This is a genomic window from Planococcus antarcticus DSM 14505 (assembly GCF_001687565.2).
GTDB classification, from domain to species: domain Bacteria; phylum Bacillota; class Bacilli; order Bacillales_A; family Planococcaceae; genus Planococcus; species Planococcus antarcticus.
In genome coordinates this window covers 1,168,035-1,192,668 of record NZ_CP016534.2, presented here as the reverse complement: position 1 = coordinate 1,192,668, position 24,634 = coordinate 1,168,035, and the positions used below count along the sequence as shown (strand labels likewise).

Genomic DNA, 24,634 nt, shown 5'->3' with positions numbered 1-24,634 from the left:
ATCTATTGTAAACTTACTCCATTATACATCTATCCTGGTGTGTCATGCAAAAAAACGCAAAAAAAGAGGCCATCTTTCGAGTTACTCGAAAAACAGCCATCAAAATTTCTTTCTAAAAAGGGGGGCAACTTACTCTTCTTACTATAGACCCTATTCATGACAAGCGCGTTACAGAATGATTAAGAAAAAATTAAGCTTTTGTTTTCATACCGATTTTCTCTACCAGCTCTTCAATATAATGTTGAGCAGCCTGTGCTGCGATACTGCCATCGCCTGTTGCCGTAACTACTTGGCGCAATGTCTTTTCACGAACATCGCCTGCTGCATAAATTCCAGGGACATTAGTTTCCATCTTGTCATTGGTTACAATGTATCCTTCCGTATTCAAGATACCCAATTCGGCAAATGGCTTAGTTAACGGCAACATGCCAATGTAGATAAAGACTCCGTCTGCTTTAAATTCTCTTTCTTTGTCGTCATCAGTCGATACCAAAGTAACACTTCCGACCTTGCCATTTCCATCATCGTGAATTTCTTTGACAGTATGACTCCAGATAAAGTCAATTTTGTTGTTGGCAAATGCGCGATCCTGAATGATTTTCTGAGCACGAAGCTCATCGCGTCTATGGACGATTGTTACTTTGTCCGCAAAACGGGTCAAGTAGACACCTTCTTCAACTGCCGAGTCCCCACCGCCGACAACAACTAATTCCTTCTTTTTAAAGAAAGCTCCATCACACACTGCACAATAGCTGACACCACGGCCTCCTAGTTCAGTTTCACCGGGAATGCCCATTTTTTTGTATTCTGCACCAGTCGTTACGATGATAGCGCGTGTTTTGTATTCTTTCGAGCCGGCTTTGATGATCTTAAATTCTTCACCATCGATAATTTCGGTGACGTCGCCGTAGGCATACTCAGCACCGAATTTCTTTGCATGTTCAAACATTTTCGTTGAAAGGTCCGGCCCTAAAATATGATCAAAGCCTGGATAGTTCTCAATTTCTTCGGTATTGGCCATTTGGCCTCCAGGAATACCACGTTCAAGCATTAAGGTCGTCAAGTTCGCGCGGGAAGTGTATACACCGGCAGTCATACCGGCTGGTCCTGCTCCAATAATAACTACATCATAAATTGTATTTGTTTCAGTCATAATGATAGGCCTCCTATTTCTCAGTAGCTAAATCGTATAAGATTCCGGCAAAAGCTTCAACTTTTATGCCTATGATCCCGCATCCATCAAATAAGCGGTCAATTCTTTTACATACTTTGTCAAGGTAGCGACCGATACGCCAAAACTGTCAGCCAGTTCTTTTTTTGTCGCTTTTTCATTTTTAGCAGATTGGATCATATACTCGACAGCTGAAGCTAAAGCTGCCGGATTCTTAAATGGGTAATTCCGGCTGAATGCTTCTTCAACCAGCAAGAACCACAGTTGGAAAACTTCAGCCTGTTGCTCGGTCACCATGCCGTTTTGGACGTAAAGATACTCTGCAACTTCCATCGCCCGCATGAATGCCTGCTCGGCCGGAATTTCTTTTTTGAAAGGGTGGCCAAGAGCATACCCCAATACAAATGTTTCCAAGACAGAAGGCTGATCGGACGCGAGCCAATTTGGATGTGAGATAACTTCCTGCTTATGTGCTGATTTGCCGAGTAGGAACAAGCCGAATAACCGTTCACTTTTTTTTGCATGGTCCAATTTTTTCACCAAATAATCACGGTCATGCTCGAGTGCATCTGCGTGCGGCATCGCTGAATGGTCGCTCCATGGCTCATAACCATCTTTGTCGGAATCCATCTTTTTCAACTGGTCCCAGGCTTGGCGTGACGCTTCTTCGTGCCCTGAATGGTAGGCGGCATGCGACAACCAAAAGTAAAAAGCCGGGTCTCCGTCAAAGCCGCGTTTCTGAAGACTTTTCAGCCAACGGTAGGCTTCTTTGTATTTGCCGACGAGTGCAAATGTCGCCCCCAATTTATAACGATGCTCAAATACATAGGGCTGAATCTTTTTCAGCAGCTCCAAGATATCGTCCAGTTCTGCATTTTTCTCATAATAATGAAAGACTGCTAAGTTGCAGAGCGCATGGAGGTTGCCGGTATTTCTCCGCAGCACATCATGGAGAAGGGCTTTCGCCATTTCCGCTTCGCCAATATAAAAGTAAGCCAAAGCCAAGTTGTTATAAGCTCCCCAGAAATCAGACTTTTCTTCAACCAGCTTTTCCAACCGTTCGATGGCTCCCGCAAAATCCCCCTGCTCCATCATCCGACGCGCCTTTTCTTGGCGGTAATAGCATTCGCTGTCCTGCGATTCTCCATCGTCATCAAAAAGCTGCCAATCTTCCTGTTCCGCAAAATCAACGATTTCCATCGCTTCAGCCGAATATTTTCCCTGTGTCTCATAGACCAGGTATTTTTTGGCGTATTTTCGCGCATCCCAAAACAAGCCCATGTGTGCATGGACTTCTGCGAGGAAAAAAAGGATATCAGGTTCTTTCGAATCCAATTCATGTGCTAAGTGCAGCATGTCCATCGCCTGTTCAAATTCCTGCATTTCCATCAACACGATGCCGTATTGTGTCAGGATGAGCGGGTCTTTCGGGCTCAGCTCTGAAGCGCGACGTAGATACTTATGTGCTTTCGGGTAGTTTTCACGCTGAAGTTCTTTCAGCGCTTTTCTGTAATAATATTCCCCTGTCGGAATAAACGATAATACATTTTTAGTATTAATTTTTTTATTCTCCAAAATATGCCTCCGAAAAAGTAAAAGAGACGATTAAAATCATCCCTATACTCAAATGTGCTGTAATTATAGCATATTCCCTTATTATTTACTTGTCGTTTTTATGGCATGGCGTTCTTTTAGTACATCAATCACTTGGCTGAATTCCACTTTTTGTTCCTGCAAAAGCACCAAAACGTGATAGAACAAGTCCGCTGTTTCCATCGACAATTCTTCAGCATCTCGATTTTTAGCTGCTATGATGACTTCAGCTGCTTCTTCGCCTATTTTTTTACAAATTTTGTCTACGCCTTCTTCAAATAGATAAGTTGTATAAGCTCCTTCAGGCATTTCTTCTTCACGCGTTTTGATTAATGAGGCTAACTGCGCGAACATTTCTCCTGGAGATTCATTGTGCTCGCCGTGGATGGTTTCAAAAAAACAGCTAACTTTGCCGGTATGACAAGCTGGTCCGTTTGGGATTACTTCGTAGATTAGCGAATCACCGTCACAGTCTAAACGCACAGCTGTCACTTTTTGCGTGTTACCACTCGTCGCACCTTTGTTCCATAGCTCACTCCGGCTTCTTGAATAAAGCCATGTTTCATTGGTATCTATTGTTTTTTGGACAGCTTCTTCATTGGCATAAGCCAAAGTCAACACTTCTTTTGTTTCGGCATTTTGGATAATGACGGGAATTAGCCCGTTTTGATCATATTGTATAGTTGTCATCGGACATTCACTCCCTCTTTCCGTAAATACTGTTTTACTTCAGCTACGCTGGTTTCTTTGTAATGGAAAATAGATGCCGCTAACGCCGCGTCAGCGTCTACTGTTTTAAAAACTTCGTTAAAATGTTCTTTGTTTCCTGCTCCTCCGCTGGCGATGACCGGTACTTCTACAGCTTCACGCACAGCTTGCGTCAACTCCAAATCAAAGCCGTCTTTCGAGCCGTCTTTGTCCATGCTCGTCAACAACAGTTCACCAGCTCCAAGCTCAACACTTTTTTTCGCCCATTCAACTGCATCCCACTCGGTTTTATTGCGGCCACCATGCGTATAGACGTTCCAGCTATCGCCGTTTTTCTTGGCGTCAATGGCTACTACGATACATTGAGAGCCGAAGAAATCTGCGCCTTCTTTGATCAGCTCCGGACGGTCAAGAGCCGCCGTGTTTAAAGACACTTTATCAGCACCAGCACGCAGCATGCGCTTCATGTCCTCTAGACTGCGAATGCCGCCGCCCACGGTAAACGGGATCGACAGCTCTGTAGCGACGACTTTCACTACTTCGACCATGGTTTCTTTGCCTTCATGGGAAGCCGAGATGTCTAAAAACACCAATTCATCCGCTCCTTGCTCATCATAAAAACGAGCCAGTTCAACCGGATCCCCCGCGTCACGCAGCGAAACAAAGCTAACGCCTTTAACGACGCGCCCTTCTTTAACATCAAGACATGGAATAATGCGTTTTGTCAGCATGACAAGGCCTCCTCCAGCGTAAAACGTTTTTCATAAAGTGCTTTCCCTATAATAACACCTGCGATATTACTTTGTGCAGATGCTTCTTTAACATTTCGTACATCTTCAAGCGAACCAATACCACCCGAAACAATGACTTGTGCTGATTCAGCACCCACTAACGCTTTGTTGGCTTTAATATTCGGTCCAGCTAACGTGCCATCTGTTGCGATATCTGTATAGATGAAATGTTTTGCGCCTTTTTGCGCGAAATAATTCGCCACTTCTGTCGCTGCTTGTCCAGATGTCTCGATCCAACCTTCTGTCGCGGCCATGCCATCTTTCGCATCGATGCCGATGACAATTTGGTCAGCTCCAAATTCTTCAATCAACGACACGGCAAGTTCCGGATTACGGATGGCTAGACTGCCGATAATGACACGCGTTACACCATTTGATAAATAATGCTGAATATCTTCACGTGTCCGGATGCCTCCGCCTATCTGTACTTTAGCACCGAGCTTTGCAGCTTCGATGACCACTTGATCGTTTATTCGGACGCCATCTTTGGCACCATCTAAGTCGACCATATGTATCCACTCTGCACCAGCTTCTACGAATTTTCGAGCCATGTCGACTGGGGAATCTCCATAGATGGTTTCCTGGGCATAATCTCCTTGAAAAAGGCGTACACATTTGCCGTCCCTTAAGTCGATCGCGGGATAAATTAGAAATTTAGACATGTAGATTCCTCCTAACATTTGAAATCCATTGCTCTAATAAGTGATGACCGAAATCACCTGATTTTTCTGGGTGAAACTGCATGCCCGTAATGAGTCCGTTACCGACTACTCCTGGAACATTAAGACCGCCATAGCTTGCCGTTGCCCACACTTCTTGTTCATTTGTATTGACCGCCAAAAAGGAATGAACAAAATAAACATGCGTATCGCTTAATACTTCGTCTAGCCAGTAAGGTACCCGTGAAAATTCCAAACGGTTCCACCCCATATGTGGGATCCGGTAGGTGCCTTTTTCAAAACGTCGGATTTGTCCCGTTAGTAAGCCTAAACCTTTAGTCGACTTTACTTCTGAGCTGTCTTCATACAATAATTGCATGCCGAGACAAATGCCAAGAAGTGGGATGTTTTTCTCCTTTAATGATTGAATAAATTTCGAAAGTCCTTTTTCATTTAATAGCTCCATAGCATCTGGAAAAGCACCGACTCCTGGCAGCAAAATTCCTTCTGCTTCTAGCAATACGGCAGGATCATCGGATACGATCACTGTGCATTCCAGTTTTTTCAAAGCTTGCTCGACACTAAACAAATTGCCCATGCCGTAATCAATGATACCGATAATCATGTTAACAGCCCCTTTGTTGATGGCACGCCTTTAACCCGTGGGTCGATCCCTGTCGCTTCATCAAGCGCACGTGCTAGTGCTTTAAATATCGCTTCGATAATATGGTGTGTATTTTTTCCGTAATGAACGATAACGTGAACATTCATCCGTGATTCCAGCGCAAATTTCCAAAGAAATTCCTGAATCAGTTCCGTATCAAACGTTCCCACTTTTTCGTTCAGCGGCTGACTACGGAATTCCAGATGCGGACGATTTGAACAGTCGATCACCACTTGAGCCAACGCATCATCCATCGGCACAAATGCATTGCCATAACGTCGTATGCCTTTTTTATCGCCAAGTGCTTCTTTAACGGCTTGACCTAAAACAATGCCGATATCTTCAGTCGTGTGGTGGTCGTCGATATGCGTATCGCCATCTGCCTTAATGTCCCCATCAAACAAACCATGTTTAATGAACAAATCCAGCATATGGTCCATAAATGGAACACCTGTATCAATTACCGATTTGCCTTCGCCGTCCAAGGAAAAATTGATGGCCACTTTGGTTTCATTGGTATTGCGTTTGATTTCAGCTTTTCTCATGATTGATTCCCCTTTTCCCACGACCGTGATTCGACTGCACGCGCATGTCCTTCTAACCCTTCAAGGCGTGCTAGACGAGCGATTTTTTCTTTATTGTTTTGCCAAGCCTGTTCGCTATAACGGATAATGCTGGTTCGTTTAATAAAATCATAAACAGATAAAGCACTCGAAAAACGTGCTGTGCTGTTCGTTGGCAACACGTGATTAGTTCCTGCAAAATAATCGCCAATTGGTTCAGACGAAAACCTTCCGATAAAAATGGCACCAGCGTGGCGAATCTTCTCCGCTACTGCTTCTGCATCTTCCGTCATGATTTCCAAATGTTCCGGCGCTAGTTGATTGGCGGCTGTGATCAGCTCTTCTATCGTTTCCCCTAGATAAATCATGCCATGATTTTTCATTGCTGGACTAGCGATAGCTTCACGAGGCAAGCTTGCCAATTGCCGCTCTATTTCTTTAGAAACGGCATCGGCCAGTTTTTCGCTAGTCGTTAATAACACAGCGCTCGCCATCGGATCATGTTCTGCTTGTGACAACAAATCCGCCGCCACTTCGTCAGCATATGCGGAATCATCCGCAATTATTGCGATTTCACTCGGTCCGGCAATCATGTCGATAGCCACGTCGCCATTCACTTGTCGTTTTGCTAAAGCGACAAAAATATTGCCTGGACCGGTAATTTTGTCAACTGGAGCGATAGACTGCGTGCCATACGCTAAAGCTGCAATTGCCTGAGCCCCACCTGATTTATAAACTTCTGTAATACCAAGAATATGAGCTGAAGCTAATACACCATCTGATAAAGTGCCGTCTTTTCCTGGAGGCGAGATCAACACGATGCGCGACACTCCTGCTACTTGTGCTGGAATGACGTTCATCAACACCGATGATGGGTAAGCCGCTGTTCCGCCTGGTACGTACAAGCCTGCCGATTCAATAGCCGTAACGCGCTGTGCTAAGTAAGAGCCGTCATCGTGGTCTAGCTGGTAGCCTTTTTGCTGTTGACTGTCATGGTAACGACGGATATTTGCTGCCGCTTCTGTTAAGTCCTCTAGTAATTGACGATCAAATCGTTCGACTGCTTGCGCAATTTCCTCTTCCGTTACACGCAATGAAGATAATTTTGCGCCATCCCATTTCTCAGCATAACGGAACATCGCTTGATCTCCGTTGTCCCGTACATCTTGAATGATTTCTTTGACTGCTGCAACTTGCTGACCGGTTCCATCTGCAATTGTTCTTCTGATGGAAATTCCTGAGGATAAACGAGTCACTTTCATAAAATGGCCTGCTTTCTCAGTCTTTCTACTAGATCTGTAATGCGTTTTTGCTTTAAGCGATAACTTACCGGATTAGCAATTAAACGCGACGTGATGTCGACAATTTTTTCATATTCAACCAAGCCATTTTCTTTTAATGTTTTGCCGGTCGAGACAATATCCACAATACGATCCGCTAAACCGATCATTGGCGCTAATTCAATCGAACCGTTTAGTTCGATGATTTCGACTTGTTCGCCTTTGCCACGATAATATTGCGACGCCACTTTTGGGTATTTCGTCGCAACACGCGGAGATACTTTATTCATCGGCGTATCCGGCATACCCGCAGTTGCGATATAGCAGCGGCTGATGCCAAGGTCTAATAATTCATAAACATCTCGGTCGTGCTCAAGCATCACGTCTTTTCCAGCAATGCCAATGTCTACGACTCCGTGTTCGACATAAGCTGGAACATCCATTGGTTTAGCTAGAATAAAACGAATATTTTCATTTGGCGCTTCGACAATCAATTTTCGTGAATCATCGAGTTCTTTCGGCAAATCATAGCCTGCTTTCACTAATAATTCGTAAGCTTCTTCAAATATTCTGCCCTTAGGCATTGCAATCGTTAATGCATCCATTAGTTAGCACCTTCCAATCGTAGAACCTTACTAAAATGTTTGCTGAATTCGTCAATGGCTAAAACTGATTGCGCAAATTGCAGCGTGACTCGCGCTCCTTGCTCACGAAGCTTTTGTGCTTCATCATCCGCTTGCTCTTCGTTTCGTTCATCAAATAAGATCAACGTATGTTCTTGTTGTTCTGAAACAGCTGAAATAAGTTCTAGCAAACGATCGACGCGTAATCCAAAGCCGGTTGCACCAACCTCTAGTCCAAATTGTTTCATCAAGCCGTCATAACGTCCACCGTTACCGAGTGGAAAACCACTGCCCGTTGCATACACTTCAAATACTAAGCCGGTGTAATAGGTCATATGGCTGTTAAACGACAAATCATAAGTTACCGCGTCAGCTAAGCCGCTGCGATCTAATATGTTTTTCAGCTTTTTCATGTCTTCAAATAAAGAACTTTGTTTGGCGTTATGAGGATCAATCCATTGTTGCCATTCTTCTACAGTAGTCGTTGATATCAAGCCAATAAACGATTCGACTCTAGACGCTTCGATAGGCAATTGTTTTGCTAAAGTTTCAAAGCCAACACTATTTTTTGAAACAAATGCGCTATGAACTTGTTCAATTTGCTCTTGATTTAACCCGAAATCTTCTAAAATCAACTGCAATAATTGGGTATGTCCAATTACGAAACGACTCGATTCGATACCTAATTTTTTTATAATATTTCCCGCAAGAAGAATCACTTCTGCATCGGCATATATTGAATCGTCACCAATCAGCTCCACACCCATTTGTTCAAATTCAGCTGGTCGTCCGCCTTCTCGCTTTTGAGCACGGAAAACGTTTGAATAATAGCCAAGTCTTACCGGTATCTTTTCTTTCAATAGTTTAGCTGCAGCAACACGCGCGATTGGTGAAGTCATATCAGGACGCAAAACCAAAGTTTCACCTTGGCTGTCTAATAATTTGAACAAGGCATTGTCTGCGATTGCTGAAATTTTACCGATCGTTTCATAATATTCCAAAGTTGGTGTCTGCAACAGATCATAGCCTGCCTGCTGAATAATGGATGTTCCACTTGAGCGTAGCTCCGCTTTCTTTTTCGCGATAAATGGAAAATCGTCTCTCATGCCTAACGGTTTTTCGAACATTTGTATGGTCATTTATAAAACTCCCTAATATTGGTTTTTTCACTTTAGTTCGCTAATGTGATGAAGTAATATTTATTTTAGCGCATTGTTCCATCCACCGTCAAGAGATATACTCGAAAAAAATCCTGAAAGCAAAGAATGCTTTCAGGATTTTGCTTGGCGCGCCGCCATTTGTTCAGCTGTATAGATGATGTTCATCGGATTTCCGCCGACAAAAGCTCCAGCTGGCACATCTTTATGGACGAGCGTGGCAGCGGAAACGATTGCCCCGTTTCCGATGGTAATGCCGGGCAAAATCGTAGTGTTTGCTCCGATCATAACGTGGTCTCCGATGACCACGTCGCCGAGTCGGTATTCATCTATTAAATATTCATGTGCAAGAATGGTGGTATTATAACCAATTACTGAGTTTTCTCCCACTGTGATTTTTTCAGGAAACATAACATCCGGCATAACCATCAATGCAAAAGAAGAATGCTTTCCGATATTCATTTTAAGAAAGTTTTTATACATCCAATTTTTCATAGGTAAAAATGGCGTGTATCTAGCTGTTTGGATCACCAAAAAATTCTTGGTCACTTTCCAGAACGGCACCGTTTTGTAAATATGCCAAAGCGAATTTGGTCCCTCTACAAAATGACGTTGTGTCCTTCTCATTTCACAGCCTCTTTAGTCAGCACCAGCAAATCACTGATGTGCTGAAGCATAAAGTCAGGATTAAAACTGGCCAAAAAGTCTTCGCCTTTCACCGACCAAGCAACACCAGCAGTTCGAACTCCCGCATTTTTGCCACCTTCGATATCATGCGAGTTGTCACCGATCATCAAGGCTTCATCGTGAGATGCACCTAATTGCTCTAATGCTAGATGTAAAGGTTCGGGATCCGGTTTTGGATTGCTGACATGATCTAGGCCGACCAGTACATCAAACACATCGCTGATACCCATTAAGTCTAATCCATGACGGATTGTTTCGCTTCTTTTCGTCGATACAATCGCCATTTTCAACCCTTGTGTTTTCAGCAGGCGCAGCGTTTCCACCACGCCCTCGTATTCCTCAACCAAATCATCGTGCATGATTCGGTTGAGGGCACGGTATTGAACTGTCAGCTCTTCCACACGCTCGGGGTCAATAGCTGTAAATGTCTGCTCCAGCGACGGACCAATAAAATGCAACACTTCCCCTCGGTCAAAACGTCCCGGATAATGCTCGTCCAAAACGGATAGAAAGGTTTGGATAATCAATTCGTTAGTATCCAGCAAGGTACCATCAAAATCGAATAATAAGGTGTCAATCTTTTTCAGTGTCATGTTGAAATCACTTCCTTCTGTTTTTCTTCCGCTTTACGCCACATATAGGAAACAAAGATGGTCAAGCCTAATGCAGTGACGACGCGGATCGCCAGCAGTGGCCAAATCGGAATCCCCAGTGGAATAAAAATCAGCGTATCTTCCACTATTGCGTGGCAGGCAACTAGGAAAATGAACACTAATGTCGCATCCTTTTTGCTGACCCCATCTTCCTGAACTGCCTGGATCATGACCCCCGCTCCCATCGCCAGTCCGAAAACCAATCCGGAAGCAAGCGTCACAGAAGCATTTTTTTCTACGCCCAATATGCGGGTTAACGGCCCCATCGAGTTCGATATCTTTTGCAGGTATTGTTTGTCTTTCAGAATTTGAATCATGATCATCAACGGAATGACGATCATCGCCAGTTGCAGGACGCCGAACGAAGCTTTTTCAAGCCCGATCAGCAAAATCCCCAGCCAGCTTTCAGGTGCGGCCGCTGCTTCAGGCGCAAAGCCGTATTGTGCGGCTTCACCGCCGCCTTTCCACAATAGATTAATGATGATTCCAGACAGTCCAGCGAGTCCAAAACGAACCACCAGCACCACCCATAGCTTGACGCCAACTTTCAGCGCTACGCCGGTTTCAATAAAGATATTATGTGAAAAGGATAGCATAACGGCGAGAATAAAAACTTCCTTGACCGTTAATTCCAGGGACAAGATACCGGCAATTCCAGCATACAGATTAAGCGCATTCCCAAGGACCAGCGGAATGGCGGCATCGCCGCTTAAACCGAATACGCCCATGATTGGTGCCACCAAATCGATGATAAAAGGCAGAACCGGTGTATATTGCAGCATCGTGACGAGCAAAGTGATAGGAAAAATGATTTTTCCCAGAGACCAAGTCGTCTTCAACCCCGCTTTCAATCCATTTTTAAAAGTCGACATCTGATCGCTCTTTTCATTAGTTAATTGTCTTTATAGTGTGGCGGGTTTTTGATTGATAGGCGGCGGTAAACGATCAATACCACTGCAATAACGACAGCAATGACCGACACCAGCTGAGCGGCACGAAGTTCACCGACCACATAAAGGCTATCTGTCCGCATGCCTTCGATAAAGAAACGGCCAACAGAATACCAGATCATATAGAAGAAAAACATTTCGCCGCGTACCAGACTGGCTTTGCGGAGCAACAGCAAAATGATGATGCCCACCAGACTCCACAAGGATTCGTAAAGGAAAGTCGGGTGGTAATAAGCTCCATCTATGTACATGTGATTGATGATCCAATCAGGAATAAACAGATTTTCCAAAAAAGTTCGAGATATTTCTCCGCCATGCGCTTCTTGATTGATGAAATTTCCCCAGCGACCAATCGCTTGTCCAATCAAGATACTTGGGGCTAATATATCCGCCACTTTCAAGAACGATGTGTTGCGCTTTTTAGTAAACAGATAAGCAACAATCACAGATGCAATCAATGCTCCGTGTATCGCAATTCCGCCATTCCAGATAGCGATAATTTGGCCGGGATTATCTTTGTAATGCTCCCATTCAAATGCCACATAGTAAATACGGGCACCGACAATCGCCAGCGGTACTGCCCAAATAAGCAAATCGGTTAAATATTCAGTATGCAGTCCCCGTTTGACCATTTCACGCTGTCCCACCAGAAAGGCAATGACAATACCAGCGGCGATAATGACGCCATACCACTGAACTGAAATCGGACCGAGTGAAAAAGCGGTCGGGTCTATTGAAGCCACTATTGAAAACATCTTGTGCACCTTCCCATTCGCTTAGTTTGCATCTTGTGCAATTACGTCATTCAGACGATTTGAAAATTCTTCAGCAGCATTAATGCCCATTCGTTTGAGGCGATAGTTCATCGCTGCAACTTCTATGATGACGGATAAATTTCGCCCAGGCCGAACAGGAATTGTCAGCTTCGTCAAATGTGTATCGATAATTCTCATCTTTTCTTCTTCCAGACCAAGACGATCATAGGTTTTCTCCTGATCCCAAATCTCCAGGTCAATCACTAAGGAAATCCGCTTAAACGTACGTATAGCGCTTGCTCCGAACAAGGTCATAATATCAATAATGCCGACTCCCCGGATTTCAAGCAAATGCTCGATCAGTTGAGGAGAGTGGCCAACCAATGTATTCTCCCCTTCCTGATGAATCTCCACACAATCGTCCGCTACAAGACGGTGACCTTTTTTGACAAGCTCTAGCGCTGTCTCACTTTTACCGACTCCGCTTTTACCTGTCAATAAAACTCCTACGCCATAAATATCAACAAGCACGCCATGGACGGCTGTTGTTGGAGCCAATTGACTTTCCAGAAAATTCGTCAGCAAACTGGAAAAACGAGTTGTTGACATTGGAGTCGTCATAACCGGAACATGTCGATTGCTTGAAGCGATGACCAATTCTTCCGGTACCGGAACACCATGTGAAACGATGATGGCCGGTGTATCGTCGGTACATAATTTCATCATGCGGTCCAGCCGCTCTTCCGGTAATAGCATGGAAAAAAAAGAAAGCTCGGTTTTGCCGAGCAGCTGTACACGGTTCGCTGGATAATGAGTAAAATAACCGGCCATTTCCAAACCGGGTCTTGAAATATCGCTGATGGGAATATGGCGGCCGACGCCTTCGTCACCGCTGATTAAATCCAGCTCGAACTTTTCCATCACTTGCTTTGTTGTTACTTGTCCCATTTGTTACCCCTCATTCCTTATCCACACATTATTTCGAATTTTCGTCGAAGTTGTTCTTTTTACATGCGGTTTGCTCTTATTTTAACATGGAAAAAATATATTTGAAGATTTTTGTCCCCTTTGACGCTTCCTTCTACTATATAGACCAAAAAAGGAGGTTTTTCAAAATGAAGATAATGATTGATGCTGGCCATGGTCCTGACACGCCAGGAAAGCGCTCGCCAGATGGCAGGCTAAGAGAATTCTATTTTAATTCGGCAGTTGCCGAAGAAGTCAAAAAGCGGTTAGTCCTGGATGGACATAATGTTTTTTTCAGCCATCAAAGCGATCTGGACGTTCTGCTGCACGAGCGCACAGCACTCGCAAACCGCTTAAAGGTAGATTTGTTCGTTTCTATCCATGCCAATGCAATGGGCAATACTTTCAATACTGCCAGCGGCCTAGAAACCTATACTTACAATCGGCCCCAGACAGCAACCAAAGAACTTGCAGCCTTGGTCCAACACTCCCTAGTACAAGTGACAGGACGAAAAGATCGTGGAGTTAAACACGGCGACTTTGCTGTCTTGCGCAATACGCACATGCCGGCAATTCTTGTGGAATGTGGTTTTATGACACATAAGCAAGAAGTAGAACTGCTGAAGTCTACAGCCTACCGGAAACGCTGCGCACTGGGCATCTGTTTCGGGATCGCCTGTTTCGATGCAAGCCGGTGAACACTTTTCAATCGAATACACCATACCTGAACGCGAAAGCCCAATCGGCTTTCGCGTTTTTTGTTTTGTTAAATATAAATTCTGTTAAACTGGAGCTAAAGGGGTGACCACATGAACAAAACCATCGGAATTCTTGCGCATGTCGATGCCGGCAAGACCACATTCTCAGAACAATTGTTGTATCACACAAAAAGCATCCGCAAGCGCGGACGAGTCGATCATCAAAACGCGTTCCTCGACAGCCATGCCATCGAAAAAAGCCGCGGCATCACGATTTTCGCCGACCAGGCAAGCTTTTCCTTCAATGGCTCAACTTATTTCCTTATCGACACCCCTGGACATGTCGACTTTTCCCCCGAAATGGAGCGCTCGATCCAAGTGATGGATTACGCCATTATTATCATCAGTGCAGTTGATGGCATTGAAGGGCATACCGAAACCGTTTGGCAATTTCTTCAAAAACATAAGGTTCCAGTCTTTTTTTTCATTAATAAAACAGATCGTGAAGGGGCAGATCCCGTTCAAGTTTTAGAAGACATCCGTACAAACTTTTCTGAAGATGCCTGTGACATTACAAGCAACTTTCAAAATAACGTGTTGAGCGAGAAACTCATTGAATTTATCGCTGAACGAGATGAAGAGTTACTGATGCAGTATTTGGAGACTGGTTTTGATAAAAAAACCTGGATGAAATCTTTTCAGCGTATGATTGCCGCTAACGAGATTTACCCTTGTGCCAGTGGCTCTGCTTTGCAAGATATCGGTATCTTGGATTTCCTGCTTCAGCTCGATCAATTAACGACTAGCTCTTATTCAAATGAACAAGCATTTGGGGCACGAATTTATAAAATTCGGCACGATGAAAACGGGAACCGAATCTGTTTTTTAAAAGCGTTTAGCGGAATTTTACAAGTTCGTGATAAATTAGTGTATGGTGCAGATTGTCTCGAAGAAAAAGTGACGCAAATCCGAATTTATAACGGCAGTAAATTCAAAGCATCAGAACAAGCACAGGCAGGCGAACTGTTCGCCATAGCCGGCTTAACAGAAGCTCTAGTTGGCGATGCCATTGGAGTTTGTCCTAACAACAACCAATCTGAAGTGACACCCACATTAAAGTCAACCGTTCTTTTTGACCCGTCTCTTCACACAAAAGACGTATTGACTAGTTTCAGAATTCTCGGCGCTGAAGATCCTTCTTTATCTGTTTTCTGGGATGAATATTTTCAACATATTCAAATTCAAGTTATGGGTGTTATTCAATTAGAAGTTCTCGAGCAAGTAGTCCTCGAACGATTTGGCCATAATGTTAAGTTTGGCGAACCTGAAATTCTCTATAAGGAAACCATCAATTTGCCAGTTATGGGCTATGGCCACTTTGAACCTCTTCGTCATTACGCCGAAGTTCATCTGAAATTAGAACCAGGTAAAAGAGATAGTGGTTTTCGAGTGGACAATACTTGCCATGCCGATGCTTTATCTGTCGGTAACCAGAACCTAATCCTTCAACACTTAACAGAGCGGAATCACCACGGCATATTAACCGGCTCTCCTTTGACTGATGTCAAAGCGACTTTAGTGACTGGACGCGGTCATAATGAGCACACTTCAGGCGGTGATTTTCGGGAAGCCACTTTCCGTGCGCTTCGTCAAGGACTCGAACAAGCACAAAACCAGCTGCTCGAACCAATGTACCGCTTTAAAATCAAAGTGAATTTAGAGCAAATGGGAAAAGTGTTATCGGATGTTCAGCAAGCATATGGAAGCTTTAACGCTCCTGAAACAACTGGCGGAAAAACAATTATTGAAGGTCGTGTACCGGTTGCTACATTTATGAAGTACAGTACAGAATTTGCTGCTTTAACTCATGGCAAAGGCGCACTCAGTTTACTATTCGATGGCTACGACCTCTGCCATAATGAAGCGCAAGTAATCGACCGGATCGGCTACGAAAAAAACGCCGACCCTCTCTACACATCCACTTCTATTTTTTGCGCGAAAGGTCAAGGTTATAAAGTCTCTTGGGACGAAGCAGAAAAAGCTATGCATTGTTTGTAAGACCCTATCTAAATCGAAGGAGGAGCGAGCCATGTATGAACAAAAAACAAAAGAAACCGATACCGACGTTATTGAATTTATCGAATCTATCGATCATCCAAAAAAACAGCAAGATGCTTATAAACTACTGGAGCTGTTTGAACAAACAAGCGGTTACACAGCAAAAATGTGGGGACACAGCATTATTGGCTTCGGCTCCTATCATTATGTCTACAAGACGGGCCATGAGGGCGATGCACCACTGGTCGGTTTTTCTCCCCGCAAAGCGAAAACTAGCTTATATTTTGCAACCGGAGATGAGGCCCGAGGGCCATTGCTCGAGAAATTCGGCAAACACACCAGCGGAAAAGCTTGCGTCTATATCGATAAAATCGAAGACGTCAACCTCGACGTCCTGCAGCAATTGATTCGGAAGTCTATTGATTTTCTGCAGGAATTGTATCCAGACACAAAAACAAAAAATCCGGACAGCCTTTAAAGGCTGTCCGGATTTTTTTCTAGAGCAATGGTGGACTAATTTTTTCAACTCCGACCAACCCAAGGATCGTCATCAAGCTTTTTTGAATAGCCAAATAACCATTTTTAGGATCATGCCATTCTTCCAACGTGTGTGCTTTGACAAATTCTCCACCGAGGCCGATGGCGATGGCCGGAATTCCAATGCTCACCAGATAGTTGGCATCGGTGCTGCTCGGTTTCTTTAACTGCGGTTCTGCTCCAAGCGAATGGCTCGCAGCGCTTGCCACCTGCACGATTGGCTCATCCCCCGATTGGCTTGCTGGTGGACGGTTGCCAAAACGGTTGATTCTAACTCGCAGCCGGTCATCACCCCAGCGTACATTTTCAGCTCGAGCCGCCTTTTCTACAATTTCGAGAAAGTAGTGTTCCAATTTATCCAGTTCCTGTTGATCGTTGGAACGAAGATCGACTAGCATCGATGCTTCCTGAGCGATCGCGTTCACCGAGGTGCCACCGGAAACCTGACCGATCGAAAAAGTCGTCTTCGGCTCATTGATCGTTTCCAAATCAGCAATTGCGGCCATTGCACGACCTAATGCATGTGTTGCACTAGGTGTGCCAAAGGCCGCAAAGCTATGGCCTCCGGGTCCTCTGTATGTAATCTTATAGCGATAGCTTCCTGTGGCCAAATAGGTAATGTCATTGGATCCTGGCCCATCCAGTGACAAGAATCCATCAATGTCCTGATGCTCAGCAAAAAAAGCTTTTACGCCGCGCAAATCTCCTGCACCTTCCTCACCGACTGTCCCTCCAAAAATAATAGCTCCAGTGTTATCAATTCCTGCTTCGCTAATGGCTCTTACGACCGCCGGCAATTCGGCCAGTCCACGGGCGTCGTCACCAATTCCAGGTGCATGCATCATACCATTTTTCTGTTGCACCGTTGTATCGGTCTCTTCAGGAAACACTGTATCCAGATGGGCCGACACAAATACTTTTGGGCCTTTCCCTCGCCCTTTTCTTAACCCATGGACGTTGCCTTCAGAATCCATACGGACATCTTCCAATCCTAGAGCTTTTAGACGCTCCATGAAATTTTCAGCACGTAGCTGCTCTTTAAATGGCGGTGCCGGAATTTCCGTCAGAGCAATCTACTCTTTGATTGTCAGCTGATGGTCTCGTTCAATAAATACCAGCGCCTGTTGAATTTTATTTTTATCCAGCAGTTTATCGAAAGTGTTTTTTATATGAGCGGAAACATTCTTATTCACTATTCTTTACCTCCTCATTTTCCACTGTTTTATCACTTCGATTTCCTTGCCCATCTTTTTCATGGTTAGTCATTTCACCAAACGCTTTAACAAAATAGGCTGACGGCAACAACAAGCCCAATGCCGCTTGAATGACAGCAAAAAATCGGGCAACGCCAACCGGCACCAAATCGCCATAGCCTACGGATAGCATCGTCACTCCACTAAAGTATAAAAAGTCCCAAAAATCGTCTCCTGCTACTCTTCCTGTTTCATCATTGAGTCTTAGAACATTGTTATTCAAAGCCAGTAAATAATAAATGATAGCAAAGCCAAAAGTGACTGCTGTCATCACGAGAAATAGTTTTGTAAACAGTGACATGTGGATAAAACTTTCCTTATGCTGCTGATTTGTGAAGAAGTAATAAAGATTAAGCAACATCAGAAGGATCATCAGTCCAATTAAAATAGTGGCTATCATTCCTCAAAACCTTTCTTTTATTTAAATACTATGATAAAAAATCAGAAAATACCAATTATGTGCATTTGATAAGTAAAGCCGACACAGGATGCCTGTGTCGGCTTTACAATTATTTTATTCGATTGTTAGGTAGCGAAGCAGGACAGAACCTGTTTTGGTTTCGCCATAGACCAATAGTGGAGCTGCAGCTGGTTCAGTTCCTTGTTTCGAGAACCGAATTGATTTTTGCATGAATTGTCCTTGCTCATGCGTACTGTCGATATCCGAAAGCAAGACATCCATTTTGCCAAGATTCGACGAAACTTCGCCTTTCAACGGCAAATGTGAAGGAATGTAGATTTCCACATTGCCTGCCAAAGTCTTTGTTTCCAACTTACGTGCTTCTTTGCATCTTGTAGTAGCTACAATGTTGCCGTTCAAAGACTTGGAAACGATCGTCTGAATGTCGCCATCAATATAAATACGGCCATTCAAAGTTTCAGCTTCTAATACTTTGCCTTTTGTTTCCTGAACGTGGATGGCGCCATTGGCTGTTTCCAGTTCTGCATCATCAAACTCTACATGCTTCAAATCGATTTTACCGTTTGCAGTTTTCACTTTTATCAACGCAGCATCGATACGCTTCATCGTGAACCCACCGTTGAATAAACGAGCTGTGATGTGTTCGTAAGAAGCTTCTGGCACATAGAGAATTACATTCACTTGGGTCGTCTTGAAATCGCTGATGATCCGTAGCTTGTGGTCATCGGCGATAAAGACGAACTTATCAAGAAAATCTTCTTTTGCCTGTGCAGGGGATTCCGACCGATACGCCTTCACGCTGCATTCCGCACGCAACAAACCGTCCTGTGAAGGGAAAATTTCCAACTGTCCGTTAGCAATATCAGCAATAATGGTATTCAAGTCTTTCATTTCATCTGTAAAGGTATGGTTGAATTGAACCGCTTCGCCGAATGGCGAGTCGAATTCCATCGTTTTCAACTTGCCAACAGAAGACTGCATAAAGTCCATCATCCGGGTCCCAAAATCATTGAAATCACGCGATACATTTTTCGAAACGTTTTTTGAAACGTTCTTCGAGAAATCTTTCGATACTTTCTTGACAATATCTTCCGGTCTGAAAAAACCGCGTTTGCCTGATTTATCTTTTTGATTGTTGCGGCCATAACTCGGCTCATTCGAAGAAGAACTGTTGCCATCTATGGCGCGCAGCAACTCAACCGCCTCACGCGCTGAAATCGTACCGTTCTCAACCATGTCTAAAATGCGTTCTTTTTCGCTTTGCATGTATTGTGACCTCCTCATTGTCTGAATGCCGATAAGCAAGAGCTTACATGAACAAACAGATCTGTTCTTCTAATTGATACGTTTACCAGCGGGAAAAGTTTCATTTCACCGCTTTTTTCCTCCGTCCCGCTCCTTTAACCAAAGCATCCATACGCGCTCGGTCCCGTTCAAGAATCGGCTTTAAGTACTTTCCGGTATAGGAATTTTCAGCAGCAGCAATTTCTTCCGGCGTGCCTGTTGCTAAAATTGTTCCGCCTTTGTCTCCGCCTTCAGGGCCTAAATCGATGATGTGGTCAGCCGTCTTGATAACATCCAGATTGTGTTCAATTGTCAATACTGTGTCGCCATTTTCTACAAGACGCTGCAAGACTAGCAGCAGTCGAGAAATATCATCCGCATGAAGGCCTGTGGTCGGTTCATCCAGAATATAAAAGGACTTGCCGTTTGAACGTTTATGAAGCTCTGATGCCAGCTTGACGCGCTGTGCCTCACCTCCGGATAAAGTTGTTGCAGGTTGTCCCATGGTAACATATCCTAACCCGACATCTACAATGGTCTTTAGTTTACGATTGATCTTTGGAATATTCTCAAAAAATGAATAGGCGTCTTCTACTGTCATAGCCAGAACATCAGCAATGCTTTTGTTTTTATATTTCACTTCCAAGGTTTCCCGGTTATATCGTTTGCCGTGGCAAATTTCGCAAGGTACGTAGACATCCGGAAGGAAATGCATTTCTATTTTTATAATACCATCTCCACGGCAAGCTTCACAGCGACCGCCCTTGACATTGAAACTAAAACGACCTTTTTTATAGCCGCGGACTTTTGCTTCGTTCGTTGTAGCGTAAACATCCCGAACATCGTCAAAAACGCCTGTATAAGTTGCCGGATTCGATCGTGGCGTCCGGCCAATCGGTGATTGATCGATCTCGATGACTTTTTCCAGTTCTTCTGTGCCTTCTATTGAGTCAAAATGACCCGGTTTCGTTTTGGCACGATTCAATCGATGTGCCAGCGTCTTGTATAGAATCTCATTGATAAGTGTGCTTTTTCCTGAGCCTGAAACGCCTGTTACGGCTGTAAATAGGCCAAGTGGTATATCAACATCCACTTTTTTCAGATTGTTTTGGTTGGCTCCACGGATGGAAATCTTCCGGTCGCTTGGAACTCTCCGCTCTGCAGGCAACGGTATAAACTTCTTGCCGCTCAAATATTGACCAGTCAATGACTTTTTGTTTTTCATTACCTTGTCGGGTGTCCCCGCAGCTATAATTTCCCCTCCATGAACGCCTGCCCCCGGTCCGACATCGATCAGATAATCCGCTGCAAGCATCGTGTCTTCGTCATGCTCGACGACAATCAATGTATTGCCAATGTCCCGCATGCTTTTTAGGGTCTCAATCAATCGATCATTGTCACGTTGGTGCAGTCCGATTGACGGTTCGTCAAGAATATACAATACACCCGTCAATCTTGAACCGATTTGAGTTGCTAAACGAATACGCTGAGCTTCTCCTCCTGACAAGGTTCCAGATGCACGGTTCAAAGTCAGGTAATCAAGCCCGACATTTATCAAGAAGCCGATGCGTTCTTGAATTTCCCGTAGAATCAACTTTGCAATCTGCATATCTTTTTCTGATAGTTTGAGTTGATCGAAAAACTGATGCGCTTCAACAATTGAGAATTCAGCAACTGTGCCGATATGCAAGTCATTTACTTTAACTGACAACGATTCCGGCTTTAAGCGATAACCTTCACAAGCCGGACATGGCTGTTGCCCCATGTATTTTTCCATCTGTTCTCGAATATAATCAGATGAAGTCTCACGGTAGCGACGGTCTACGTTGGAAAGCACGCCTTCAAAATGGATGTGATTATCCCGAATCTGGCCATAGTCATTTTCATAACGGAAACGAATTTTATCATTTCCGGAACCACGCAGGATGACGTTGATGTGTTCTTCCGGCAGATCACTGACAGGTATATCCATATCGATTTTATAATGATTGCAAATCGCTTTTAACAATTGAGGATAATATTGCGAACTGGTTGGCTGCCAAGGGACGATTGCTCCCTTATTGAGCGAAACGTTCCAATCCGGAATCACCAGTTCAGGATCAACTTCCAGCTTCATGCCCAATCCGTCACATTCCGGACAAGCCCCGAAAGGCGAGTTGAACGAAAACATCCTCGGCTCCAATTCTCCGATAGAAAACCCACAGATTGGACACGCATGATGTTCACTGAACAGTAACTCCTCCTGTTCCATAACATCCACTAATACCCGCCCATTCGCTAACCTAAGAGCCGATTCCAAAGAATCGCTCAAGCGCGGCGCGATGCCTTCTTTAATGATAATACGGTCAATGACCACTTCAATATTGTGTTTTTTGTTTTTATCTAGTGCGATGTCATCGTCTAAATCGATCAGTTCTCCGTTGACACGGACACGCACATAGCCTTGCTTTCTGATATCTTCAAGTAGCTTGACATGCGTTCCTTTACGACCGGAGACAATAGGAGCCAAAATCTGCATCTTGGTGCGTTCCGGGTATTCTACAATCCGGTCAACCATCTGTTCGATTGTCTGAGATGAAATTTCAATCCCATGATTCGGACAGATCGGCTTGCCGATCCGAGCAAACATCAAACGCATATAGTCATAGATTTCCGTTACTGTCGCTACTGTGGATCGTGGATTTTTACTGGTGGTCTTCTGGTCAATCGAAATGGCTGGTGACAGACCTTCAATCAAATCGACATCCGGCTTGTCCATTTGCCCTAAAAATTGGCGCGCGTAAGCGGACAATGATTCTACATACCGCCGCTGCCCTTCTGCATAAATCGTATCAAATGCAAGAGAAGATTTACCGGATCCTGACAGTCCAGTCATTACAACAAGCTTATCACGCGGAATGACAACATCAATATTTTTTAAATTATGCGCCCGTGCGCCCTGTATGCGAATTTCCTGCTTCTTCACTTTTTATCATCCTTCCGCTTTCAATTCAAGCACCGTATCACGCAACTCTGCAGCTCGTTCGAAATCGAGTGCTTTAGCTGCTTCTTTCATTTCTGTTTCCAACAAGCTTATCAGTTTCACGCGCTCTTCTTTTTTGAGTTTCTTGCCTGATACCGCTTTTGAGATATATTCCTCTGACTCTTCCGCTGCGTTGGTCGCACGGATCACGTCGCGGATTTTCTTCTGTATCGTTATTGGCGTAATACCATGTTTTTCGTTGTAATCGCCCTGAATCGTGCGGCGACGTGTCGTTTCATCCATCGCTTTTTGCATCGAATCTGTCACTCTGTCAGCATACATGATAACATGGCCGTTTGAGTTTCTCGCTGCTCGTCCCATCGTTTGAATAAGTGCACGTTCTGAACGCAAAAACCCTTCTTTGTCAGCATCCAAAATAGTCACTAGTGAAACTTCGGGGATATCCAGTCCTTCACGCAGCAAATTGATACCAACCAGCACATCGTAAACACCCATCCGCAGCTCTCGGATAATTTCAATCCGCTCCAGTGTCTTAATCTCCGAATGAAGATAATTGACTTTGATACCCGCATCTTTCAAATAAGCAGTGAGATCTTCCGACATTTTTTTAGTTAGTGTCGTCACTAGTACACGCTCATTATTTTCAGCACGCTGCCGGATTTGATCCATCAAATCATCAATCTGGCCTTCGATTGGACGGATTTCAATGGTCGGGTCCAGCAAGCCAGTCGGACGGATAATCTGTTCAACCATTTCCGGCGTGTGCTCCAGTTCGTAGGGGCCGGGAGTTGCTGAGACGAAGACCGCTTGGCTGATATGCTTTTCAAACTCATCAAAAGTCAACGGGCGGTTATCCATTGCTGATGGCAGACGGAAACCATGATCGACCAGCACTTTTTTACGTGCTTGGTCGCCGTTGAACATGCCACGGACTTGCGGCAAAGTTACGTGACTTTCATCCACTACTAGTAAAAAATCTTCAGGGAAGTAGTCAATTAACGTATAAGGCTGGGCACCTGCCGGCCGAAGCGTCAAATGCCGTGAATAGTTCTCGATACCAGAGCAAAAGCCCATTTCCCGCATCATTTCCAAATCATAGCGCGTCCGCTGTTCAAGGCGTTGCGCTTCCAGCAATTTATCTTCTGCACGCATTTCCTTTAGACGTTCTTCCAATTCTGCTTCGATGTTTTCAATTGCTTTGACCATCTTATCTTCACGCGTAACAAAGTGAGACGCAGGGAAAATGGCGACATGATCGCGCTCACCGATAATTTCACCGGTTAGTGCATCGACTTCACGGATCCGATCAATTTCGTCGCCAAAAAATTCGACGCGCAAACATCTTTCGTCGCGCGACGCTGGGAAAATCTCAACAACGTCTCCGCGTACGCGAAATGTTCCACGGATAAAGTTGATATCATTGCGTTCGTATTGAACATCGACCAATTTCCGCAGCAACTGATTGCGTTCAATCTCCATTCCTTTACGAAGAGAAACGACAAGTTCGCGGTATTCCTTGGGTGAACCAAGTCCGTAGATGCAGGATACCGATGCAATAACGATAACGTCCTCCCGTTCAAATAACGAACTGGTGGCAGAGTGCCGAAGTTTATCAATTTCGTCGTTGATGCTGGCATCTTTTTCAATGAATGTATCTGATTGAGGCACATAAGCTTCCGGCTGATAATAATCGTAATAACTGACAAAATACTCAACCGCGTTATCAGGAAAAAATTCCTTGAATTCGCTGTAGAGCTGGCCTGCTAATGTTTTATTATGTGCCATGACGAGAGTCGGCTTTTTAACTTGCTGGATGACGTTCGACATGGTATAGGTTTTCCCTGTACCTGTAGCTCCCAGCAATGTTTGACAGCGCTTGCCGTTGATGATACCCTTTGTAATTTCGGTAATGGCCTGTGGCTGATCACCCGCTGGTTCATAAGGGGCTTGAAGATTGAATTCTTGTTTCATAATAAGACGTCCTCCCGTTCTTCCGATACTTCTATTTTAACATATGCCCTAAAAAACCACTAACAAAAAGCGAACGTATGTTTTTTGTGTGAAGATCATCTTAAAAAAGAGAAAAATCATGCTTTTAAATGGCGAAAGTGGTGTTTCAACTTGACTAGAAAGTTTGCAGCTACTTATCATATGCCAACAAAAAAGGAAGTCGGATTAAA

General features: G+C 44.2%; 23 protein-coding genes. 3 read left to right on the top strand and 20 right to left on the bottom strand.

Annotation, left to right across the window (positions count from 1 at the left end; all coding sequences use genetic code 11):
- Nucleotides 1-190: 190 nt before the first annotated feature.
- From trxB to hprK, 15 genes are all read right to left on the bottom strand, one after another.
- Nucleotides 191-1,153, bottom strand: coding sequence for a thioredoxin-disulfide reductase (trxB, locus tag BBH88_RS05905; protein ID WP_065537121.1), 963 nt, complete (start codon nt 1,151-1,153; stop codon nt 191-193).
- 69 nt (nt 1,154-1,222) lie between these two features.
- Nucleotides 1,223-2,746 carry a tetratricopeptide repeat protein gene (locus tag BBH88_RS05900; protein ID WP_065537122.1) on the bottom strand — a complete coding sequence of 508 codons (1,524 nt, stop codon included), beginning with the start codon at nt 2,744-2,746 and terminating at the stop codon, nt 1,223-1,225.
- Between the two features lie 81 nt (nt 2,747-2,827).
- Entirely contained in the window at nt 2,828-3,454 is a 627-nt protein-coding gene (gene hisIE, locus BBH88_RS05895; RefSeq protein WP_006828461.1) for a bifunctional phosphoribosyl-AMP cyclohydrolase/phosphoribosyl-ATP diphosphatase HisIE, read from the bottom strand.
- On the bottom strand, nt 3,451-4,203 hold the full coding sequence (hisF, locus tag BBH88_RS05890) for an imidazole glycerol phosphate synthase subunit HisF (protein ID WP_006828460.1): 753 nt from the start codon (nt 4,201-4,203) through the stop codon (nt 3,451-3,453). Before hisF ends, hisIE begins: the two co-directional genes overlap by 4 nt.
- Nucleotides 4,197-4,925, bottom strand: coding sequence for a 1-(5-phosphoribosyl)-5-[(5-phosphoribosylamino)methylideneamino]imidazole-4-carboxamide isomerase (gene hisA / locus BBH88_RS05885; protein WP_065537123.1), 729 nt, complete (start codon nt 4,923-4,925; stop codon nt 4,197-4,199). The genes hisF and hisA overlap by 7 nt, the downstream gene beginning before the upstream one ends.
- A complete protein-coding gene (gene hisH, locus BBH88_RS05880; protein ID WP_065537124.1) occupies nt 4,918-5,547 on the bottom strand; it encodes an imidazole glycerol phosphate synthase subunit HisH in 630 nt (209 codons plus the stop codon). Before hisH ends, hisA begins: the two co-directional genes overlap by 8 nt.
- A complete protein-coding gene (gene hisB / locus BBH88_RS05875) occupies nt 5,544-6,131 on the bottom strand; it encodes an imidazoleglycerol-phosphate dehydratase HisB (RefSeq protein ID WP_197684182.1) in 588 nt (195 codons plus the stop codon). Before hisB ends, hisH begins: the two co-directional genes overlap by 4 nt.
- The gene (gene hisD / locus BBH88_RS05870) at nt 6,128-7,411 is read right to left on the bottom strand and encodes a histidinol dehydrogenase (protein WP_006828456.1); all 1,284 of its coding nucleotides are present in this window, start codon (nt 7,409-7,411) and stop codon (nt 6,128-6,130) included. Before hisD ends, hisB begins: the two co-directional genes overlap by 4 nt.
- Entirely contained in the window at nt 7,408-8,034 is a 627-nt protein-coding gene (gene hisG, locus BBH88_RS05865; RefSeq protein WP_006828455.1) for an ATP phosphoribosyltransferase, read from the bottom strand. The genes hisD and hisG overlap by 4 nt, the downstream gene beginning before the upstream one ends.
- Nucleotides 8,034-9,191, bottom strand: coding sequence for an ATP phosphoribosyltransferase regulatory subunit (gene hisZ, locus BBH88_RS05860; RefSeq protein ID WP_006828454.1), 1,158 nt, complete (start codon nt 9,189-9,191; stop codon nt 8,034-8,036). The genes hisG and hisZ overlap by 1 nt, the downstream gene beginning before the upstream one ends.
- A 132-nt stretch (nt 9,192-9,323) precedes the next feature.
- Nucleotides 9,324-9,836, bottom strand: coding sequence for an acyltransferase (locus BBH88_RS05855; protein WP_006828453.1), 513 nt, complete (start codon nt 9,834-9,836; stop codon nt 9,324-9,326).
- Complete coding sequence (gene ppaX / locus BBH88_RS05850; protein WP_065537125.1) at nt 9,833-10,489, bottom strand: pyrophosphatase PpaX; 657 nt, start codon at nt 10,487-10,489, stop codon at nt 9,833-9,835. The genes BBH88_RS05855 and ppaX overlap by 4 nt, the downstream gene beginning before the upstream one ends.
- Nucleotides 10,486-11,421 (bottom strand): nucleoside recognition domain-containing protein, encoded by a 936-nt coding sequence (locus BBH88_RS05845; RefSeq protein ID WP_065537126.1) that lies wholly within the window; start codon nt 11,419-11,421, stop codon nt 10,486-10,488. The genes ppaX and BBH88_RS05845 overlap by 4 nt, the downstream gene beginning before the upstream one ends.
- 20 nt (nt 11,422-11,441) lie before the next feature.
- The gene (gene lgt, locus BBH88_RS05840; RefSeq protein ID WP_006828450.1) at nt 11,442-12,254 is read right to left on the bottom strand and encodes a prolipoprotein diacylglyceryl transferase; all 813 of its coding nucleotides are present in this window, start codon (nt 12,252-12,254) and stop codon (nt 11,442-11,444) included.
- A 21-nt stretch (nt 12,255-12,275) separates the two neighbouring features.
- Nucleotides 12,276-13,202, bottom strand: a complete 927-nt coding sequence (gene hprK / locus BBH88_RS05835) for an HPr(Ser) kinase/phosphatase (RefSeq protein WP_006828449.1) — start codon at nt 13,200-13,202, stop codon at nt 12,276-12,278.
- Nucleotides 13,203-13,369: 167 nt separating this feature from the next.
- On the opposite strand from hprK, the gene BBH88_RS05830 reads away from it, so the two are divergent.
- The 3 genes from BBH88_RS05830 to BBH88_RS05820 all read left to right on the top strand — a co-directional run bounded on the left by BBH88_RS05830 (nt 13,370) and on the right by BBH88_RS05820 (nt 16,454).
- Nucleotides 13,370-13,918, top strand: coding sequence for an N-acetylmuramoyl-L-alanine amidase family protein (locus tag BBH88_RS05830; RefSeq protein WP_006828448.1), 549 nt, complete (start codon nt 13,370-13,372; stop codon nt 13,916-13,918).
- Nucleotides 13,919-14,029: 111 nt separating this feature from the next.
- Entirely contained in the window at nt 14,030-15,976 is a 1,947-nt protein-coding gene (locus tag BBH88_RS05825) for an elongation factor G (protein WP_065537127.1), read from the top strand.
- A gap of 31 nt (nt 15,977-16,007) precedes the next feature.
- A complete protein-coding gene (locus tag BBH88_RS05820) occupies nt 16,008-16,454 on the top strand; it encodes a DUF1801 domain-containing protein (RefSeq protein ID WP_006828446.1) in 447 nt (148 codons plus the stop codon).
- A 19-nt stretch (nt 16,455-16,473) separates the two neighbouring features.
- Here BBH88_RS05820 and BBH88_RS05815 read toward each other — a convergent pair whose 3' ends face one another.
- The 5 genes from BBH88_RS05815 to uvrB form a co-directional block, all read right to left on the bottom strand.
- On the bottom strand, nt 16,474-17,526 hold the full coding sequence (locus BBH88_RS05815; RefSeq protein ID WP_083387747.1) for a M20/M25/M40 family metallo-hydrolase: 1,053 nt from the start codon (nt 17,524-17,526) through the stop codon (nt 16,474-16,476).
- 172 nt (nt 17,527-17,698) lie between these two features.
- A complete protein-coding gene (locus tag BBH88_RS05810; protein WP_006828444.1) occupies nt 17,699-18,166 on the bottom strand; it encodes a potassium channel family protein in 468 nt (155 codons plus the stop codon).
- 114 nt (nt 18,167-18,280) lie between these two features.
- Entirely contained in the window at nt 18,281-19,453 is a 1,173-nt protein-coding gene (locus BBH88_RS05805; RefSeq protein ID WP_006828443.1) for a DUF4097 family beta strand repeat-containing protein, read from the bottom strand.
- Between the two features lie 100 nt (nt 19,454-19,553).
- On the bottom strand, nt 19,554-22,436 hold the full coding sequence (gene uvrA, locus BBH88_RS05800; protein ID WP_006828442.1) for an excinuclease ABC subunit UvrA: 2,883 nt from the start codon (nt 22,434-22,436) through the stop codon (nt 19,554-19,556).
- A gap of 6 nt (nt 22,437-22,442) precedes the next feature.
- Nucleotides 22,443-24,425 (bottom strand): excinuclease ABC subunit UvrB, encoded by a 1,983-nt coding sequence (gene uvrB / locus BBH88_RS05795; RefSeq protein ID WP_006828441.1) that lies wholly within the window; start codon nt 24,423-24,425, stop codon nt 22,443-22,445.
- Nucleotides 24,426-24,634 lie beyond the last annotated feature (209 nt).